Raw genomic sequence first — 18,609 nt, forward strand, 5'->3', positions numbered from 1 at the left:
CTATTCCCCTTCTTCCTGGGACATCTTGTGGGCACGGAGCGCCGCCAGCCGGCGATCCCGGCGGCGCATGCCGCTCGCGAGGTCGGAGGCCGCGGGCCATTGCGAGAGAATTTTCGCGGTCGCCTCGGGCCCGTAGACCTCCGGCGCGGGCGGCTCCGCGGCGAGGCGCTTGTAGAAGCCGGTATAGCGCGCGCAGTAGTCGGGGATGCCGCCCGGCGCGTTCAGCTCGATCGTGGCGAAGGGCCCGAGGAAGGACCAGCGCAGCCCGAGCCCGTCCGCCACCGTGCGGTCGAGGTCCTGCGGCGTGACGTAGCCCTCGGAGACGAGGCGGAAGGCCTCCGCGAGCAGCGCGCCCTGCAGCCGGTTGAGGATGAAGCCCTCGATCTCCTTCAGCACCGTGACCGGCGTCTGGCCGATCGCCGCGTAGACCTCGCGGGCGCGCTCGATCGTCGCGGGCGCGGTCCATTCGGCGCCCGACAGCTCCACCAGCGGGATGAGGTGCGGCGGGTTGACGGGATGCCCGACGAGGCAGCGCGCGCGCCCCGCCAGCCCCTCGGTGAAGAGCGAGCAGCGGATCGCCGAGGAGGAGGAAGCGAGGATCGCCGAAGGCGGCGCGGCCGCGTCCAGCTCGGCGAAGAGCGCCTGCTTGACCTCGAGCGTCTCGGGCCCGTTCTCCTGCACGAAGTCGGCCTCCCCGACGCAGGCGGCGAGCGTGTCGGCGGCGGCGATGCGGGCCGCGCTTCCCTCGGGATCCGCGCAGAGGCCGTGGGCGGCGAGGTCGCGCAGCCCCTCCGCGCAGAGGCCCACCGCGCCCGCCGCGACGCCCGCGGCCGGATCCCAGAGGCGCACGCGCCACCCCGCGCGCGCGAAGATCATCGCCCAGGCCCGGCCGATCAGGCCCGACCCCACGATCCCAACCGTTCCGCTCACAGCCAAAGCACCCTCCGCCGAAGTTCCTCGTCCTCGCGCAATAGTCGCGAGGCGCCCGTCCACTGCACCGTGCCGCGCTCGAGCGCGACCGTGCGGTCGGAGATCGACAGCGCGAGGTCTAGGTGATGGTCCACGATGATGATGGCGACCTCCCGGCGCAGCTTGTCGAAGGTCTCGAACAGCTCCTCCGTCACGGCCGGCGATAGCCCCTCGAAGGGCTCGTCCAGCAGCAGGAGGCGCGTGTCGCCGGAGAGGGCGCGCGCCACCGCGACCATCTGCTGCTCGCCGCCCGAAAGGCGGTCGGCCGCGACCGTCCAGCGCTCGCGCAGGCGCGGGAAGAATTCCAGCACGCGCTCCTCCTCCCAGTGCACGCCCGCACCGGTGCGGCGCTTGAGTCGGCCGAGGCCAAGGTTCTCCTCCACCGTCATGCCCGCGAAGAGCGCACGGCCCTGCGGCACGAAGCCGATCCCGAGCCGCGCCACCTGGTCCGGCCGCAGGCCCGCGAGCTCCGTCCCCGCGAGGGAGATGCGGCCGGAGGCGGCGCGCGCCGTCCCAATGAGCGTCTTCAGCAGCGTGGACTTGCCGGCGCCGTTGCGGCCCAGCAGGGCGACGATCTCGCCCTCGCGCACCGTCAGGCTGACGTCGTTGAGGATGTGCGACTTGCCGTAGAAGGTGTTCACCCCCTCCATGATCAGCAGGTCGCGCTCGCCGGCGGCGCTCGCCCGCGGCTTGCCCGCCAGCGCCTCGGCGCCCGAGCCGAGATAGACGGCCTGCACCCGCGCGTCGTCCCGCGCCTCGGCAACGGTGCCGTCCACCAGCACCTCGCCGTCGGCCATGACGGTCACGTGGTCGGCCATCCGGAAGACGCGATCGATGTCGTGCTCCACCAGCAGCACGGGGATGTCGGCCGAGAGGGTCTTGATGAGGTCGCCCACCCGCTCGCGCTCCGCCGCGGCCAGGCCGGCCAGCGGCTCGTCCAGCAGGAGGATGCGGGGCCGCGTGGCGAGGGCGAGGCCCATGTCCAGCAGCCGCTGCCCGCCATAGGAGAGGCTTCCCGCCTCCGCCCGCTCCGCGCCGGCCATGCCGGCCCAGCGCAGGAGCTCCGCGGTGTCGTCCCGCAGGTCGGCGATGCCGCGCGCGTCGCGCAGCACGCTGAAGGCGGCGGGGTGGCGGGCCTGCACGGCGAGGCGGATGTTCTCCTCCACCGTGAGCCCGGGAAAGAGGTTCGTGATCTGGAAGGATCGGCCGATCCCCGCGCGCGTGATGGCGTGCGGTTCCAGCCCGTCCACCCTCCTGCCGTCGAGCAGCACCTGCCCGGTGTCCGGGCGGAACATGCCGGAGAGAAGGTTGAAGGCGGTGGTCTTGCCCGCGCCGTTCGGACCAATCAACGCGTGCAGGCGCCGGTCCTCGACCGCGAGCGAGACGCCCCGCACCGCGCGCACGCTGCCGAAGGACTTGCCGATGCCGTCCGTCGACAGGACTGGGCCGCGGGACAGGCCCTCGCGGATGAAGCGGGCAGGGATGCGCCCGCTCTCGCCGGCCCGGCGCGCCGCCATGGCCGCGGCCTCGGCCGGCGCCTTCTTGCGGAGCGGCGCGAGCAGCCGCGCGCCGATGCCGACGAGCCCGTCCGGCGAGAAGACGATGAAGCCGACGAAGAGCAGGCCGAAGACCAGCAGCCAGTTCGCGGTGTAGATCGACAGGAACTCGCGGAACAGGATGTAGAACAGCGCGCCCACCGCGGGGCCGAGGAAGGAGCGCATGCCCCCGATCACGACCATGGCCAGCAGCTCGCCCGAGAAGGCGATGGAGATGGGATCCGCCGAGGCGAAGCGGTGGTTGAAGACGCTCAGCACGCCCGCGAAGCCCGTCAGCGTGGCGGAGACGGCGAAGGCGAGCAGCTTGTAGCGGTTGGTGTCGTAGCCGAGGAAGCCGGCGCGCCCCTCGTTCTCGCGGATGGCGACGAGCACGGTGCCGACCGGGGAGCGATGGAACCGCCAGAGCAGCAGGAGGAGCAGGAAGGCCAGGGCGGCGACCACCGCGTAGTAGGCGCGCGGGTCCGCCAGCGAGGCCCAGCGCTGCACGTTGCCGAGGCCGTTCTCGCCGCCCGTCAGCTCCGTCCAGCGAAAGGCGATGGAGAAGAGCATGGCGGTGAAGGCGAGGGTGAGGAGCGAGAAGTAGACGCCGCGCCGGCGGAGGATCAGCAGGCCGGCGACGAGCGAGAAGGCGCAGACGACCAGCACCGCGCCGAGCCCCGCCAGGACCATGCTTCCCGGCAGGAGCTGGCGCTGCAGGATCGCCGCGGCGTAGGCGCCGATGCCGAACCAGGCGCCGTGGCCGAAGGAGACAAGCCCGGTCCAGCCGACGAGGATGTTCAGCCCCATGACCGCCAGCGCGAAGACCACGACGTCGGAGGCCGTCGTCATCGTCAGGCCGATGAGGTCGAGGGCGAAGGGCAGCACCACGAGCGCGACGAGCGCGAGCAGGAGCGGCCGCGCATCGCGGAGGGATCCGTTGAGGGTCAAGGCGTTCACTCGAATCGCTGGATGCGCTCGCCGAAGAGGCCGCGCGGGCGGAGCAGGAGGACGAGGACCATGAGGAAGTAGACGGCCGCCTCGGTGGCCGGGGGGAAGGCGTAGGCCGCAAGGCCGCGCACGATGCCGACGATCAGCGCCGCCAGCACCACGCCCCAGAAGGAGCCGAGCCCGCCGATGACCACGACGACGAAGGCAAAAGTGAGGACCTCCGCCCCCATCGTGGGTGTCACGCCCGTGACCGGCGCCATCATCGTCCCGGCGAGCGCCGCCAGCGCGACGGCGATCATCACCACCGCTGTCATGTAGGGCTGCAGCGAGATGCCGAGCGCCGCCACCATGTCCGGGTTCTGCACGCCCGCCCGCACGACGCGCCCGAAGGAGGTCCGCGTGAGCAGAACCCAGAGCCCGGCCACGCAGGCCACGGCCACGCCGAGGATGATGAGCCGGTACTTCGAGTAGATGAACTCGCCCAGGAAGACCTGCCCGCGCAGCCAGAGCGGGATGGAGAAGGGCACCGGCGCCGCGCCGAAGATCATGCGCAGCGCCTGCTCGGCCACCATCGCCAGCCCGAAGGTGAGGAGCAGGCTGAGGATGGGGTCCGCGCGGTAGAAGCGGCGCAGCAGGAAGCGCTCGATGACGAGCCCGAGCAGCGCGACAATGGCCGGCGAGGCGACGAGCGCTCCGCCGAAGCCGATCGCCGGCGACAGCGCGACGGTGAGATAGGCGCCGATCGCGTAGAAGGCCCCGTGCGCCAGGTTCACGATCCCGCCGAGGCTGAAGATCAGGGAGAGGCCGAGCGCGATCAGCAGGTAGTTGGCCCCGATGAGCAGGCCGTTGACGACCTGCTCCAGGATGAAGACGAGTTCCAAGTGCGGCTTCCCTCAGCCCCTACCGACAGCCGGCTTCGCTCAGGCCGGGAAGGTGCAGGCGGCTTCCTCGGCCGTCGGCGCGATGACCTCCAAATCCTCCGAGGGGCCGGGGACGGGGGCGGAGGAGGAGAAGATGTCCCAGCGGTTGCGCACCTGGTCCGCGGGCAGGGCGGAGATGGCGTACATCTCCATCATGATCTGGTGGTCGCGCGCCCGGAAATAGCCCTCGCGCGTCTTCAGCACGTCGAACTTCGCGCCCTTCTCCAGGTGCTCGACCACGCGCGTCGCGTCCACCGCCTTCAGCTCGTTCATGGATTGGGCGATGATCTTCAGCGCGCAGTAGTCGCCCCAGGCCTGGTTCTCCGGCGGGCGGTTGAACTTGCGCCCGAAGGCCGCGACGAAGGCCTTGGTGGACGGCGTGTCCACGAGGTGGTGCCACACGGTCGGCCAGGTGCCGAGGAAGTTCCCCTGCCCCGCGCCCCAGGCCAGCGCCGTGTCGAAGCCGAAGCCGGCCACGGGGAAGCGCAGCCCGTACTCGCTGTACTGCTTGAGGAAGTTCGTGATCTGCGCGCCCGCCAGGTTGAGGATCACCACGTCCGGCCGCGCCTGGCGCAGCTTCAGCAGGAAGGGCGAGAAATCCGTCAGCTCCGTCGGGATCAGGTCCTCGCCCGCGGCCGTCGCCTTGTTGGCGGTCAGGAAGTTCTTCGCGACCTTCAGCAGGTCGTGCCCGAAGGCGTAGTCCGCCGTCAGGGCGTAGTACTTCTTGCCGTTGATCTTGCCCTCGGCCAGCAGCGCGCGGCCGACCGACTTCACGTACATCGAGTTCGCGCCCTCGATGTGGAACATGTAGCGGCGGCAGTCCGACCCGCGCAGCGCGTCAGAATTCGCGCCCGTGTTGATGAACAGTGCCTTCTCCCGCTGCACCACCTGCCCGATGGCGAGCGCCGAGGCCGAGTTGATCTCGCCGACGATGCAGGAGACGCGGTCGCGCTGGATGTAGCGCTCGGCCTTGGCGGAGGCCGTCTGCGGGTTGACGCTGTCCTCGAGCAGGAGCTCCACGCGGCGCCCGGCGATGCCGCCGGCCGCGTTCACCTCCTCCGCCGCGAGCTGCACGCCCTGCACGGCGTACTCGCCGAGCGGGCCGAGGAACCCCGTGCGCGGCGTGAGATGGCCGATGCGCACCACATCGGACTGCCCTTGCGAGAGCGCCGGGGTCGCGAGGAGCGCGACGCCGCCCGCGGCCAGCGCGCGGCGGGAGAGAACGGGTTGCGGCATGCGGTGCTTCCTCCGGGTTGGCCTGAGCGGCTCTTGTCGTGATCTGTGATCACAGAAGCTTGCCGAGGGCGCGGCCTTCTGTCTAGGGTTTCGTGCATGAGCGCCGCCCGTGCCCTCGCCGCCCTGCCCCCGCCTGACCGCCGCACCCTCGGCAGCACCGTCTACGGCCACCTCGCGGAGCTTCTCGTCTCGGGCCGCCTTGCCCCGGGCGAGCGCCTCTCCCTCCGCGACAGCGCGGCGGCCCTCGGCGTCTCCGTCATGCCGGTGCGGGAGGCGGTCAGCCGGCTTGTGGCCGACCGCGCGCTCGAGGTCGCGCCCAACCGCGCCGTCCGGGTCCCCCTGATGAGCGCCGCCCAGTTCCGCGCGCTGGCCGACACGCGCCAGGCGGTGGAAGGCCTCGCGGCCTCGCGCGCCGCGACCCACCGCACGGCCACCCAGCTCGCGGCGATCCGGGGGGCGGAGGCGGCCTTCCGCGCGATGGCGCTGCGGCGCCGGCCCGACAAGATCCGCGCCGTCGCCCTCAACCGTGATGTGCACTTCACCATCTACAGCGCCTGCGGCCTCGCCCCGCTCCAGGAGATCATCGCCGGGCTCTGGCTGAAGGCCGGGCCGGTCATCAACCTCGACCTTCGAGAGCACCCGGAGCGGCTTCGCACGGGAAGCGCGCTGGCCCACCACGCGGCGGCGCTGGCCGCGATCGAGGCAGGGGACGGCGCCGCGGCAGCGAGCGCCATCTCCGCCGACATCCGGGACGCCGCCGACTTCATCATCGCCCGCGGCAACCTGCCCGGCGAGGACTGACCAGGGGGAAACACCATGGATCTTGGCATCGCGGGGCTGCGCGTGCTCGTCACCGCCGGGGCGGCCGGTATCGGGCGCGAGATCGTGTCGGCCTTCGTCGAGGAAGGGGCGCGGGTCTTCACCTGCGACCTCGACGCGGAGGGGCTCTCCACCCTGCCCGACGGCGTCGGGCACCGGGTGGCCGATGTCTCCGACCGCGCGGCGGTGGCCGACCTCGTCGACGGCGCGCTGGCGGCGCTCGGCGGGCTCGACGTGCTCGTGAACAACGCGGGCATCGCGGGCCCGACCGGCGCGGTGGACGAGATCAACCCGGAGGACTGGGACCGCTGCCTGCAGGTCTGCCTCACCAGCCAGTTCAACCTCGCCCGCCTGGCCGTGCCGCATCTCCGCCGCAGCGCGAACGCGTCGATCGTCAACCTCTCCTCGGCGGCGGGGCGCTTCGGCTTCGCGCTGCGCAGCCCCTACGCGGCGGCGAAATGGGGCGTGATCGGCCTGACGAAGTCGCTCTCGATCGAGCTCGGCGAGGCCGGCATCCGCGTGAACGCGATCCTGCCCGGGCTCGTCGCCGGCGACCGCCAGCGCCGCGTGCTCGAGGCCAAGGCGCAGAGCCGCGGCCGCTCCTTCGCGGAGGTCGAGCAGGAGGCCTTCTCCTACACCTCGCTCAAGGCCTACGTCACGCCGCGCCAGCTCGCGGACCAGATCCTGTTCCTGTGCAGTGAGCGCGGGCGCTCCATCTCGGGCCAGGCCATCGCCATCGACAACGACATGAAGATGCTCGCCTGAGGCGGGCGCGCGTCAGCCCTTGTCGCGCATCACCCGGGCCTTGTCGCGCTTCCACTCGCGGTCGGCGATGGCAGCGCGCTTGTCGGCCTTGTTCTTGCCCTCGGCCAGGCCCAGCGTCAGCTTGGCGAGGCCGCGCTCGTTGAAGTGGATGTCGAGCGGCACGATCGTCGCGCCCTCGCGCGAGATGGCGCCGGCAAGGGTCTGCGCCTGCTTGCGGTGCAGCAGCAGCTTGCGCGGGCGCCGCGGCTCGAACTTGGCGACCACGCTGCCGGCCTGCCATTCCGGGATGTAGAGGTTGAAGATCCACATCTCGCCGTCGCGCTCGCCGGCCCAGGCCTCGCTGAGCGTCGCCCGCCCGGCGCGCAGGCTCTTCACCTCCGGGCCGACAAGGGCGATGCCGGCCTCGTAGGTGTCGAGGATCTTGAAGTCGAAGCGCGCCTTGCGGTTCTGCGCGGCGATGCCGTGGCTGATGAGGGTCTTCTTTTTCTTCGGCTCGGCCATGGGCTCAGTTCAGCAGGCCGGCGCCCGAGAGCGCGTTGCGGACGCGCGCGCGGGAGGCTTCGGCGATGGGGGCCAGGGGCGGGCGGCAGTAGTCGCTGCCCTTGCCCAGGAGGCTCGCGGCGTACTTCACCGGGCCGGGCGAGCTCTCGCAGAACATCGCGTCGTGCACCGGCAGGAGGCGGTCCTGGATCGCCATGGCGTCGGCGAGGCGGCCCTCTGCCCAGGCGTCGTGCATCTCGCGGAGGAGGCGGGGCGCGATGTTGGCGGTGACGCTGATGCAGCCGACGCCGCCGGCCGCGAGGAAGGAGACCACCGTGTGGTCCTCCCCCGAGAGCTGGCAGAACTCGGGGCCACAGGCGGCGCGGGTGTGCAGCGGCCGCGTGAGGTTGGCCGTCGCGTCCTTCACGCCGACGATGTTCGGGTGCTTCGCCAGCCGCGCCATCGTCTCCACGCTCATGTCGATGACGCTGCGCGGGGGGATGTTGTAGATGATGATCGGCAGGTCGACGGCATCCGCGATGGTGCTGAAGTGGAGGTAGAGCCCCTCCTGCGTCGGCTTGTTGTAGTAAGGCGTCACCACCAGCGCGGCGTCGGCCCCCGCCTCCTTCGCGTGCTGCGCCAGCGCGACCGCCTCGGCGGTGGAGTTCGACCCCGCGCCCGCGATCACCGGCACGCGCCCGCCCGCGGCTTCCACGCACATCTCGACGACGCGCTGGTGCTCCGCGTGGGAGAGGGTGGGGCTTTCCCCGGTCGTGCCGACGGGGATCAGGCCCTGGGTGCCCTCGGCCACCTGCCAGGCGACGAGGTCCTGGAAGGCGCGCTCGTCCAGCTTGCCGTCCGGGGTCATGGTCGTGATGAGGGCGACGAGCGAACCCTTGAACATCTGGCGCTTCCTGGCGGCGGGGATGGGCAGGATGTGGGGTGCCGGCGCCCCGCGCGCCAGCCTTTCCGGCTTACGCGGCCCCCCGCCAGGGAACAAGGGGCGATGGGGTCCGCCGGGCGGGACAGGGCGCTCGCGAAAGCGCTAGAAACGGGGTCGATGCGAATCCGTCCCCGGCCGGCCGCGGCCCTGCTCCTCCTGTCCCTCGCCATGCCGGTCTCGGCCCAGCCCTGGGCCGACGAGGCCCAGCGGAACGCCGGCCGCACGGCCATCGCCCTCGCCAACGGCGGGCGCTACACGGCCGCCGAGGCTGCGGCGGCCCAGGCGGACCCGCTGGTGCGCAAGATCGCGCTCTGGCTCCGGCTGCAGCAGCGCGGGCAGGGCACCGGGGCGGAGCTCGCCGCCTGGGTGGCCGCCAACCCCGACTGGCCCCTGCCCCAGACGATGCTGCGGCGGGCGGAGGAGGCGCTGGCCGCCGACCCCGACGACGCCCGCGCCCTCGCCCACTTCGCCCGCAACCCCGCCCTCACCCTCGACGGCGCCCAGCGGCACGCGGACGCGCTGGTCCGTGCCGGGGACGCGGCGCGGGCGGCGGCCCTCCTGCGCGCGGCCTGGGCCGGCGGCTTCGGGGAGGCCGCGGCCGAGGCGGGCTTCGCCGAGCGCAACGCGGCCCTGCTGACCGCCGAGGACCGGTGGCGCCGCTTCGACCGCCTCTTCCTCTCGCGCGACCTCGCCGACGCGGGCCGCGCCGCCGCCTGGGTCGACCCGTCCCAGCGCCCCCTCGCCGACGCGCGCCTGGCCTTGGCGGCCGAGGCCGGCGCGCCGGTGACGGAGGGAGGCGACCTCGGCCTCCTCGCCGCCAGCGCGCGGCTGCTGCGCCGCCAGGACCGCGACGCCGAAGCCGCCGCCGCCTGGGCCGCCGCCGCCCCGCTCCAGCGCGACCTCCAGCCGGAAGCGGCCAAGGCGGTCTGGGCGGAACGCCAGGTCCTCGCCCGCAAGCTGCTCCGCCTCGGGCAGGACCGCCTCGCCTACGACGTCGCCGCCCGGCACGGCGCCGCGGGAGGGGAGCCACGGCAGGAGGCGGAGTTCCTCGCCGGCTGGATCGCCCTCCGCCGCCTGGGCGACGCCGCCGCGGCCGCGCGCCACTTCGCAGCCCTCGGCGAGGGCAGCAGCAGCGTCATCACCCGGGCGCGCGCGGCCTACTGGCAGGGCCGCGCCCTCGAGCGCGCCGACGCCGCCCGGGCGCGGGCCCGCTACGGCGAGGCGGCGGCTCTCGGCACAGCCTTCTACGGCCAGCTCGCCGCCCTGGCGCTGGGCGAGGACGAGGCGCGGCTCTCCGCCCGCATCGCGGCCATCCAGCCCGCCCAGCCCGCGCCCGAGGCGGCCGCGCTCTTCCCGGAGCGGGAGCTGGCCGCCGCCGCCTCGGCCCTGACGGACCTCGGCGACCCCCGGCGCGCACGGATCTTCCTCCTCCGCCTCGAGGAGCTCTCGCCGGACGCACCCGACCGCGTGCTGATCGCGCGGCACGGCGCCGGGCTTGGGCGGCCGGACTTCGCGGTCTGGATCGCCCGGCGCGCGGGGGCCGACGGGGTGATGCTGCTGCCGGAAGGCTGGCCCGCCCCCTACCCCGCCCCGCCCAGCGCGCTGGAGCCCGCCATCGTCAACGCCATCGCGCGGCAGGAGAGCAACTTCGACCCCGAGGCGGTCTCCTCGGCCAACGCGCGCGGGCTGATGCAGCTCCTGCCGGCCACGGCGGCCGGCGTCGCGCGGCGCCTCGGCATCCCGCACCAGCCGGGCTGGCTGGTCACCGACCCTGCCCACAACATGCGGCTCGGCTCCCAGTACCTGGCGGATCAGATGGAGCGCTTCGGCGGCAACCTTGCCCTGGCGGCGGCCGCTTACAACGCGGGCCCGGCGCGGGTCGGCGAATGGCTGGGCACCTACGGCGCGCCCGGGGAGGGCGGGGTGGACGTGATCGACTGGATCGAGCTGATCCCCTTCGCGGAGACGCGGAACTACGTGCAGCGGGTGGTGGAGAACACGGTGGTCTACCGCGCGCGCGACCCCGCCTCCGCGGCCCTGCCCCACCCGCTCCGGCGCTGGATGGCCGCGCCTTGACGCCGCGGCACCGCCGCGTCCGCGCGCGGGACGGGCTCGGCCTCAGCGCGCTCGAGTGGCCCGGCGACGAGGAGCGCACGCCGCTGCTGCTCCTCACGGGCATCTGCCGCACCGCCTGGGACTACGAGGGCCTCGCCGCGCGCCACGCCGGCAAGCGGCGCGTCGTCGCCCTCGAGTACATGGGCCACGGCGACAGCGACCGCGCGCCCGAGGTCTCGCGCTACCGGCCCGAGCGCGCGGTCGGCGACGTGTTGGACGCCTGCGCGGCCCTGCACGTCTCCCGCGCGGCCGTCGTCGGCACCTCCTTCGGCGGGCTGATGGCGATGTTCCTCTCCGTGCTGCGGCCGACGCTGCTCCGGGGCGTGGTGCTGAACGACATCGGCCCGCGGATCGACCCGAGGGGCCTGCAGGCCGTCGGCGGCTTCGCGGGCCACGATCCCGGCGCGGAGACGATCGACGAGGCCGTCGCCTATCTCCGCACGATCATGCCGCTCATCCCCCTGCCCGACGAGGACGCCTGGCGGCACTTCGCGGGCCTCACCTACAAGCGGGGCGAGGACGGGCGGCTGCACCCGCGCTGGGACACGCGCATCCAGCAGGCGATGGAGGCGGGCGGCGGGGCGCTGGACCTCGGCCCCGTCTTCCGCGGGCTGCGCCCCTTCCCGGCCATGCTCGTCTGGGGCGAGGCGAGCGAGTTCCTGGCGGCCGAGACGGTGCGCGCCATGGTGCGCGACAAGCCCGACCTCGAGCTGGTGAGCCTGCCCGGCGCCGGCCACGCGCCCACCCTCACGGAGCCCGAGATCGCGGGGCCGCTGGACCGCTTCCTGGACGCCATCCCCTAATGGGCCCCGCCATGGCCATGGCTTCCCTGCTCGGCATCGGCCGCCTCCGGCCGGCGCCGGGCACCTGGGGCTCGATGGCCGTGCTGCCGGCCGCCCTCCTCGGCCCGGGCTGGTGCCTCGCCCTCGGCATCGGCTTCGCCCTCGCGGGGTTCTGGGCGGTCTGGCGCCTCCCGGAGGCGCGGGAGGACCCGGCCTGGGTGGTGGCGGACGAGGCGGCGGGCCAGTGCCTCGCCCTCTCGGCCCTTCCCATGGGCGCCTCCTTCTGGTGGATCCTCGCGGCCTTCGCGCTCTTCCGGACCCTCGATATCCTCAAGCCCGGCCCCATCGGCTGGGCCGACCGGATGAAGGGAGGCCGCATGCGGCGATGCCTGAGCGTGATGCTCGACGACGTCCTGGCGGGGCTGGCCGCGGCCGCGGCGCTGCTCGTCCTGCGGCTCGCGGCGGGAGGCGGCGCATGACGGAACCCGGCTTCGAGGCGGCCTCGGCGCTGCTGGACCTGCTGCGGGCGCAGGGGCTGACCATCGCCACCGCCGAATCCTGCACGGGCGGCCTCGTCTCGGCGGCGCTGACCGCCGTGCCCGGTTCCTCCGACGCGGTGCTGGCGGGCTTCGTCACCTACTCCAACGCCATGAAGACACGGATGCTCGGCGTGCCCGAGGCGGTGCTCGCCCGCGTCGGCGCCGTCTCGGAGGACTGCGCGCGACGCATGGCCGAGGGAGCCCTGGAAGGGAGCGGGGCGGCGATCGCCGTCTCCACCACGGGCATCGCGGGGCCGGGCGGGGGCAGCGCGGAGAAGCCCGTCGGCCTCGTCTTCATCGGCGCGGCCCGCCGGGGCGGCGGCACCACGGTCGAGCGCCACGTCTTCCCCGGGGACCGCGCGGCCGTGCGCGCCGCGACGGTGGAGGCGGCGCTGCGCCTCGCCGCGGCGGTCGCGCGCGGCTGACCGCCGCGCCCCCTCTCAGTGCCGGACGATGCGCCGGACGGCCTCCAGCGCCTCGCCGATCATCGGCGCGTGGACGTCGAGATGCGTGCAGGCCCGGAGCCGCCCGCCGAGGGCGCTGACCGAGATGCCCTCGGCCAGCAGCGCCGCCTGCAGGGCCGCCGGCGCCATCCCCGTGCCCGTCGGGTCGAAGTAGACGAGGTTGGTGTCGGGCTCCTCCACCGCCATGCCCTCGATCTGGCGGAGGCCGGCCGCGAGCGCCCGGGCGTTGGCGTGGTCGTCGGCCAGGCGACCGACATGGTGGTCCAGCGCGTAGAGGCAGGCGGCCGCGCAGATGCCGGCCTGCCGCATGGAGCCGCCGAGGCGCTGCTTCCACCGCCAGGCCCGGCCGATGAACTCCTCGGACCCGACCAGCACGGCGCCGAGCGGCGCGCCGAGGCCCTTGGTGAAGTCGAGCCAGGCGGTGTCGAAGCCCGCGCACATCTCGTCGGCCGGAACGCCGGCCGCGACGCAGGCGTTCATCAGCCGCGCGCCGTCCATGTGGGTGGCCCAGCCGTGGTGATGGGCGATGCCCGTCAGCTCGTTCAGCACCTCGACCGGCCAGACGGCGCCGCCGCCCGTGTTCGCGGTCTGCTCGATCTCGAGCAGCGTCTGCGGCGGCGCGTAGCGGGTGCGCGCGCGCACGGCGCCGCGCAGCGCGTCGGCGTCGAACATGCCGCGGGGGCCGCGCAGCGGGTGGATCTGCACGCCCGCGATGGCCGCGTGGCTGCCGCCCTCGCTGCTCAGGATATGCGCGGTCTCGTGCGCCACCACCTCGTCGCCGTTGCGGCAATGGGTGTTCAGCGCCACGACGTTGCACATGGTGCCGGAGGGCAGGAACATCGCGGCCTCCTTGCCCAGCAGCGCCGCCATGCGGTCACACAGCGCGTGCACCGTCGGGTCGTCCCCGTGCTGCTCGTCGCCGACCTCGGCCGCCATCATCGCCTCCTTCATGGCGGGCGTCGGGCGGGTCTGGGTGTCGGAGTAGAGGTTGATGCGGACCGGGGGCGCGCCGGGAACGGGGCGCTCGGGGGCATGGACCATGGGGGACCTCTCGCGACGTGTCGCAAGGGTTCTGCCAGCAGGGACGCGCCGCGACCAGGGGCCGGGTCAGCCCTCGCTGGGCTTGGGCGCCGGGCGCGGCTGGGCGGTCAGGCCCGCGCTCGGGCGCTCTCGGCCGTAAAGGGCCATGGCGCGGCGCTCGAAGGCGCGGACCATCAGGCGGACCGCCTCGTTGAAGACAGTGCCAATGACGGCCTGAAGGAGGCGCGACTTGAACTCGAAGTCGACGAAGAACTGCACCTCGCAGCCGCCCTCCACCGGCGCGAAGCGCCAGTGGTTGTTGAGGTAGCGGAAGGGGCCGGTCAGGTACTGCACGTGGACGTGGTCGGGCCGTTCCAGCCCGACCCGGCTCCGGAAGGTCTCGCGGAACATCTTGAAGCCGATGGTCAGGTCCGCGATCAGCTCCCCCTCCGACCGCGAGACGATGCGCGCGGCCACGCACCAGGGCAGGAACTCCGGGTAGCGGCGCACGTCCGCCACCAGGTCGAACATCTGCTCGGGCGTGTAGGGAAGGCGCTTCCGCTCCGCGTGGGTGGGCATCAGGCCGCGTTCACCACGGGGGCGGGGCGCGACCGGAGCGAGGCCTCGCGGGCCGCCCGCAGCTCCGCGAAGTCGCGGTCCGCGTGGTAGGAGGAGCGGGTGAGCGGGGTGGCGGAGACGAGCAGGAACCCCTTCGCCCGGGCCATGCGCGCGTAGTCCTCGAACTCCGCGGGCTCGACGAAGCGGTCGACAGCGGCGTGCTTCACCGTCGGCTGCAGGTACTGGCCGATGGTGAGGAAGTCGATCTCGGCGGAGCGCATGTCGTCCATCACCTGCAGAACCTCGGAGCGGGATTCGCCCAGGCCCACCATGACGCCGGACTTGGTGAAGATGCCGGGGTCCAACCGCTTCACCTCGTCCAGCAGGCGGAGGGAATGGAAGTAACGCGCGCCGGGCCGGATGGTCGGGTAGAGCCGGGGCACGGTCTCAAGGTTGTGGTTGAACACGTCCGGCCGCGCCGCGACGACCACCTCCAGCGCCCCCTCCTTGCGGAGGAAGTCGGGGGTGAGGATCTCGATCGTGGTCTCGGGCGCGGCCGCCCGGATGGCCGCGATGGTGCGCGCGAAGTGCTCCGCGCCCCCGTCCCGCAGGTCGTCGCGGTCCACCGAGGTGATCACGACGTGGCGCAGCCCGAGGGCCGCCACGGCATCGCCGACCCGGCGCGGCTCGTCCTCGTCCAGCGCTTGGGGCATGCCGGTGGTGATGTTGCAGAAGGAGCAGGCGCGCGTGCAGATGCCGCCCATGATCATCATGGTCGCGTGGCGCTGCGACCAGCACTCCCCGATGTTGGGGCAGGCCGCCTCCTCGCAGACGGTGACGAGCTTGTTGGCCCGCATGAGCTCGCGGGTCTCGTGGTAGACCGGGTGCGTCGGCGCCTTCACCCGGATCCAGTCGGGCTTGCGCTTGATCGGGTTGTCCGGCCGGTTCGCCTTCTCGGGGTGGCGGAGCGCGGCGGGGGCGGCGCTGGGCACGACGCGGGCGATCGCCGCCGGCGGGACGGCGACGGGCGCGGGCGCCTCGGCGGCGGTGGCGCCGCCGGCGCGGTGATCCACCAGGATACGGGTGGCCATCTGGTTCATCCTCGGCCCCGCCCCCGGGAGGGGGGCGGGGCGATGGGGGTGGAAGCGGGGTTCCGGCCGCTAGATGTGGATCACCCGGCCATAGGCATCAAGCACGGCCTCGTGCATCGCCTCGCTGACGGTCGGGTGCGGGAAGACCGTGTGCATGAGCTCGACCTCGGTCGACTCGAGGGTGCGGGCGATGCCGTAGCCCTGGATGAGCTCCGTCACCTCCGGCCCGACCATGTGGGCGCCGAGAAGCTCGCCGGTCTTGGCGTCGAACACGGTCTTCACCAGCCCCTCGGGCTCGCCGAGCGCGATGGCCTTGCCGTTGCCGATGAAGGGGAAGCGCCCGACCTTGACCTCGTGCCCGGCCTCCTTCGCCCGCGCCTCGGTCATGCCGACGCTCGCCACCTGCGGGCGGCAATAGGTGCAGCCCGGGATGTTCCCGACGTCCATCGCGTGGGGGTGGAGGCCCGCGATCCCCTCCACGCAGATGATCGCCTCGTGCGAGGCCTTGTGGGCCAGCCAGGGCGGTCCCGCCACGTCGCCGATCGCGTAGAGGCCGGGCTCGCCCGTCCGGCAGAGCTCGTCGATCACGATGTGGGAGCGCTCGACCACCGCCTTCGTGTTCTCGAGGCCGAGGTCCTCCACGTTCCCGACGATGCCGATCGCCGAGATCAGCCGGTCCGCCGTGATCTCCTGCACCTTGCCCCCGGCCTCGACGCTCACGGTCACAGAATTGGCGCCCTTGGTGACCTTGCCGACCTTGGCGCCGGTCAGGACCGTCATCTTCTGCTTCGCGAAGGCCTTCTGCACGAAGGCGCTGATCTCGGCGTCCTCCACCGGCAGGATGCGGTCCAGCGCCTCGACGAGCGTCACCTGGGCGCCCATGTTGAGGAAGAAGCTCGCGAACTCGCTGCCGATCGCCCCGGAGCCGACGACGATGAGCGACTTCGGCATCGCGTCCGGCACCAGCGCCTCGCGGTAGGACCAGATGAGCTTGCCGTCCGGCTCCAGCCCCGGCAGCACCCGGGCCCGGGCGCCGGTGGCGAGGATGATGTGCTTGGAGGCGAGCTCCGCGACCGGCTTGCCGTCCTTCGTGACCGACAGCTTGCCGGGGCCGGCCAGCTTCGCGGTGCCGTCGTAGACGGTCACCTTGTTCTTCTTCATCAGCCCCTTCACGCCCGCCGAGAGCTGCCCGGAGACCGCGCGGGAGCGCTTGACCACCTTCTGGAAGTCGAAGCGGATGTTGTCGGCCGAGAAGCCGTAAGCATCCAGCGTGTGCAGCAGGTGGTTGATCTCGCTCGCGCGCAGCAGCGCCTTGGTCGGGATGCAGCCCCAGTTGAGGCAGATGCCGCCGAGGTTCTCGCGCTCCACCAGCGCGACCTTCATCTTCAGCTGGGAGGCGCGGATGGCCGCGACATAGCCACCGGGCCCGCCGCCCACCACCACCAGATCGAACTCGTCGGCCATGCTGGCCTCCCTTCCGTTATTCCGCGCGTGCTACTCGGCGAGCCGCGCGAGAGCGTCGCCGCTCACCCGCCGCCCGCGCCAGTCGTCGAGCGCCTCGGCGCCCAGGCCCTCGTAGAAATGGATGGCCGGCGCGTTCCAATCCAGCACCTGCCAGTCCAGCCGCGCCCAGCCGCGCGCCACGGCCAGCCGCGCCAGGTGCTGGAAGAAGGCGCGGCCGATGCCGAGGCCGCGATGGGCGGGCTCGACGAAGATGTCCTCAAGGTGGATGCCCGGCCGGCCGGTGAAGGTGCTGACGTTGTTGTACCACAGCGCGCCGCCGACCACCCGCCTGCCGACCTCCGCCAGCACGGCGTGCAGCAGGGGCGCCGGCCCGAAGAGGAGGTCCCGGAAATCCTCCTCCGTCGCGACCGCGCGGTGGAGGAGGCGCTCGTACTCGGCGAGCGCGCGGACGAGGCGCAGCACCTCCGGCAGGTCCCCGGGCACCGCGTCCCGCAGGGTGAAGGGCGCGCCGCTCACGCCGGCCCCTCCCCGGCCGGCGCGACGCGCAGCGCCGGCCAGCGGCGGGCGGCGAGCGAGAGGATCGCCCAGGCGGCCGCGACCGAAAGCCCCAGCAGGAGCGCGAGGTTGTAGCGCTCCTGGTTCACCGAGGCGCCGGCGTGGACGGCCAGCATGATCCAGGCCGGCGCGGCGTAGAGGGCCAGCAGCCCGAGCCGCCCGGCCCGGCGCGCCGCCAGCAGGCCAAGCGGCAGCAGCAGCAGGGCCAGCAGCCCGGCGTCCCGCCCGATCAGGAGGCCCCGCCAGGCGAGCGACAGGGTGGAGGCCGCGTAGGCGACGGGCCGGCCGAGCACCTCCGCCCGGAGCAGGCCCGGCACTTGGTCCTCCACCGGCCCGGGCGCCTCCAGGGCGTCGTGCCGGCGGTGCTGGCCGATGTCGTAGAGGCTTCCCGGCCGGTTCCAGTCCAGCCGCGCCACGGTGTCCGCGCCGAAGAGGCGGCTCGCCAACCCGTCGCCGAAGCCGGGCAGCCAGTAGATGAAGGAGGCGCCGAATTCCCGCGGCGTCATCTCGTTGTAGGCCATCCGCTCGATCAGGACGGCCGGCCCGTAGCCGGCGGTGAGGCCGAAGCGGCCGAGCACCGCCTCGTTCCTCGCGGCCCAGGGCAGGGTGGCCGCGGCGACGCCGAGCGCGAAGAGGCCCGCCACCGCCAGGCGCCGCCGGCAAACCCGCGGGCGCAGCGCCAGCAGGCCGAGCGCCGCGAGCGCGACGGGCAGGAGGACGACGTGGCTCGGCCGGGTCAGGAGGAGCAGGCCGAGGAACGCGCCCCCCAGCAGCGCCGCCCCCCGCCGCGCGTCGAGCGCGGCGCGGAGGAACAGGAAGGCCGCGCCGGAGAAGAGGAACAGCCCGAGGCTCTCGGTCATCGGCAGGCTCAGCAGGCGGGCGTAGGCGAGGGCCATGGCGAGCCCGATGCCGGTCGCCAGCCCCGCCGCCGCCAGGCTGCCGGTGACCCGCCGGGCGGCCGCCGTGAGGAAGCCGAGCGCCCCCGCGACGAGGACCATGTTCACGGGCATGACCAGCCCGCGATAGGCGGGGCAGCGCGCGGCGGCGTCGCCGGCGGGCAGGTGGCGCACCGTGCAGGCCGCGGCCTCCCGCAGCGCGGGGTCGAGCCGCATCACGGCCGCGAGCAGCACGGGGTAGCCGGGCCCGAGGAACATGCCGGGCGGCGGCGGGGCGGTGGCGCTGTCCACCGCGTCGAAGAAGCCGTCCGAGAAGGTGCCCCAGGTCAGGAGGTCCCAGGCGGTGGAGGTGTAGAAGTAGCCATCGCCGTGGGTGAGGTCGCGCGGGGGCGCGCGCAGCCCGGCCCCGAGCAGGACGAGGAGGCAGAGCGCGAAGGCCAGCACCGCCGGCCGCGCCCCCTGCCCCCAGCGGGCGGGACCGAGGGGGGCCGGCACCGTCAGGCCCCCTTG

At 73.4% G+C, this 18,609-nt stretch carries 18 protein-coding genes; 6 read left to right on the plus strand and 12 right to left on the minus strand.

Annotated elements, in window-relative coordinates:
* The 4 genes from EAH89_RS01150 to EAH89_RS01165 are packed head-to-tail and all read right to left on the minus strand — an operon-like array spanning position 1 to position 5,608.
* On the minus strand, positions 1 to 930 hold the full coding sequence (locus EAH89_RS01150) for a 3-hydroxyacyl-CoA dehydrogenase (protein ID WP_140880925.1): 930 nt from the start codon (positions 928 to 930) through the stop codon (positions 1 to 3).
* Positions 927 to 3,452, minus strand: coding sequence for a branched-chain amino acid ABC transporter ATP-binding protein/permease (locus tag EAH89_RS01155; protein ID WP_162861301.1), 2,526 nt, complete (start codon positions 3,450 to 3,452; stop codon positions 927 to 929). The genes EAH89_RS01150 and EAH89_RS01155 overlap by 4 nt, the downstream gene beginning before the upstream one ends.
* Before the next feature lie 5 nt (positions 3,453 to 3,457).
* Positions 3,458 to 4,333 carry a branched-chain amino acid ABC transporter permease gene (locus tag EAH89_RS01160; RefSeq protein ID WP_140880927.1) on the minus strand — a complete coding sequence of 292 codons (876 nt, stop codon included), beginning with the start codon at positions 4,331 to 4,333 and terminating at the stop codon, positions 3,458 to 3,460.
* Positions 4,334 to 4,372: 39 nt separating this feature from the next.
* Complete coding sequence (locus EAH89_RS01165) at positions 4,373 to 5,608, minus strand: ABC transporter substrate-binding protein (protein WP_140880928.1); 1,236 nt, start codon at positions 5,606 to 5,608, stop codon at positions 4,373 to 4,375.
* Between the two features lie 96 nt (positions 5,609 to 5,704).
* Between EAH89_RS01165 and EAH89_RS01170 the strand changes: the two genes are divergently transcribed.
* Positions 5,705 to 6,409, plus strand: a complete 705-nt coding sequence (locus EAH89_RS01170) for a GntR family transcriptional regulator (RefSeq protein WP_140880929.1) — start codon at positions 5,705 to 5,707, stop codon at positions 6,407 to 6,409.
* 15 nt (positions 6,410 to 6,424) lie between these two features.
* On the plus strand, positions 6,425 to 7,192 hold the full coding sequence (locus tag EAH89_RS01175) for an SDR family oxidoreductase (protein ID WP_140880930.1): 768 nt from the start codon (positions 6,425 to 6,427) through the stop codon (positions 7,190 to 7,192).
* A gap of 12 nt (positions 7,193 to 7,204) precedes the next feature.
* On the opposite strand, the gene smpB is transcribed toward EAH89_RS01175, so the two are convergent.
* Complete coding sequence (gene smpB / locus EAH89_RS01180) at positions 7,205 to 7,693, minus strand: SsrA-binding protein SmpB (protein ID WP_140880931.1); 489 nt, start codon at positions 7,691 to 7,693, stop codon at positions 7,205 to 7,207.
* 4 nt (positions 7,694 to 7,697) lie between these two features.
* A complete protein-coding gene (dapA, locus tag EAH89_RS01185) occupies positions 7,698 to 8,576 on the minus strand; it encodes a 4-hydroxy-tetrahydrodipicolinate synthase (RefSeq protein WP_140880932.1) in 879 nt (292 codons plus the stop codon).
* Positions 8,577 to 8,732: 156 nt separating this feature from the next.
* Here dapA and EAH89_RS01190 point away from each other — a divergent pair, with 156 nt between their 5' ends.
* From EAH89_RS01190 to EAH89_RS01205, 4 genes are read left to right on the plus strand one after another with little or no spacing between them, the layout of a single operon-like run.
* Complete coding sequence (locus EAH89_RS01190; RefSeq protein ID WP_140880933.1) at positions 8,733 to 10,691, plus strand: lytic transglycosylase domain-containing protein; 1,959 nt, start codon at positions 8,733 to 8,735, stop codon at positions 10,689 to 10,691.
* Complete coding sequence (locus EAH89_RS01195; RefSeq protein WP_161993448.1) at positions 10,688 to 11,533, plus strand: alpha/beta fold hydrolase; 846 nt, start codon at positions 10,688 to 10,690, stop codon at positions 11,531 to 11,533. The genes EAH89_RS01190 and EAH89_RS01195 overlap by 4 nt, the downstream gene beginning before the upstream one ends.
* An 11-nt stretch (positions 11,534 to 11,544) precedes the next feature.
* Complete coding sequence (locus EAH89_RS01200) at positions 11,545 to 11,991, plus strand: phosphatidylglycerophosphatase A family protein (protein WP_140880935.1); 447 nt, start codon at positions 11,545 to 11,547, stop codon at positions 11,989 to 11,991.
* On the plus strand, positions 11,988 to 12,476 hold the full coding sequence (locus EAH89_RS01205) for a CinA family protein (protein WP_140880936.1): 489 nt from the start codon (positions 11,988 to 11,990) through the stop codon (positions 12,474 to 12,476). Before EAH89_RS01200 ends, EAH89_RS01205 begins: the two co-directional genes overlap by 4 nt.
* 15 nt (positions 12,477 to 12,491) lie before the next feature.
* Here EAH89_RS01205 and EAH89_RS01210 read toward each other — a convergent pair whose 3' ends face one another.
* From EAH89_RS01210 to EAH89_RS01235, 6 genes are all read right to left on the minus strand, one after another.
* Entirely contained in the window at positions 12,492 to 13,556 is a 1,065-nt protein-coding gene (locus tag EAH89_RS01210) for a threonine aldolase family protein (protein WP_140880937.1), read from the minus strand.
* A gap of 66 nt (positions 13,557 to 13,622) precedes the next feature.
* The gene (locus tag EAH89_RS01215) at positions 13,623 to 14,114 is read right to left on the minus strand and encodes a type II toxin-antitoxin system RatA family toxin (protein ID WP_140880938.1); all 492 of its coding nucleotides are present in this window, start codon (positions 14,112 to 14,114) and stop codon (positions 13,623 to 13,625) included.
* A complete protein-coding gene (lipA, locus tag EAH89_RS01220; protein ID WP_140880939.1) occupies positions 14,114 to 15,184 on the minus strand; it encodes a lipoyl synthase in 1,071 nt (356 codons plus the stop codon). The genes EAH89_RS01215 and lipA overlap by 1 nt, the downstream gene beginning before the upstream one ends.
* 69 nt (positions 15,185 to 15,253) lie before the next feature.
* The gene (gene lpdA / locus EAH89_RS01225) at positions 15,254 to 16,648 is read right to left on the minus strand and encodes a dihydrolipoyl dehydrogenase (protein ID WP_140880940.1); all 1,395 of its coding nucleotides are present in this window, start codon (positions 16,646 to 16,648) and stop codon (positions 15,254 to 15,256) included.
* A 30-nt stretch (positions 16,649 to 16,678) separates the two neighbouring features.
* Complete coding sequence (locus tag EAH89_RS01230; protein WP_140880941.1) at positions 16,679 to 17,164, minus strand: GNAT family N-acetyltransferase; 486 nt, start codon at positions 17,162 to 17,164, stop codon at positions 16,679 to 16,681.
* Positions 17,161 to 18,594, minus strand: a complete 1,434-nt coding sequence (locus EAH89_RS01235; RefSeq protein WP_140880942.1) for a hypothetical protein — start codon at positions 18,592 to 18,594, stop codon at positions 17,161 to 17,163. Before EAH89_RS01235 ends, EAH89_RS01230 begins: the two co-directional genes overlap by 4 nt.
* Between the last annotated feature and the right edge of the window lie 15 nt (positions 18,595 to 18,609).

The sequence above is a fragment of the Muricoccus nepalensis genome, from assembly GCF_006438825.1.
GTDB lineage: Bacteria > Pseudomonadota > Alphaproteobacteria > Acetobacterales > Acetobacteraceae > Roseomonas > Roseomonas nepalensis.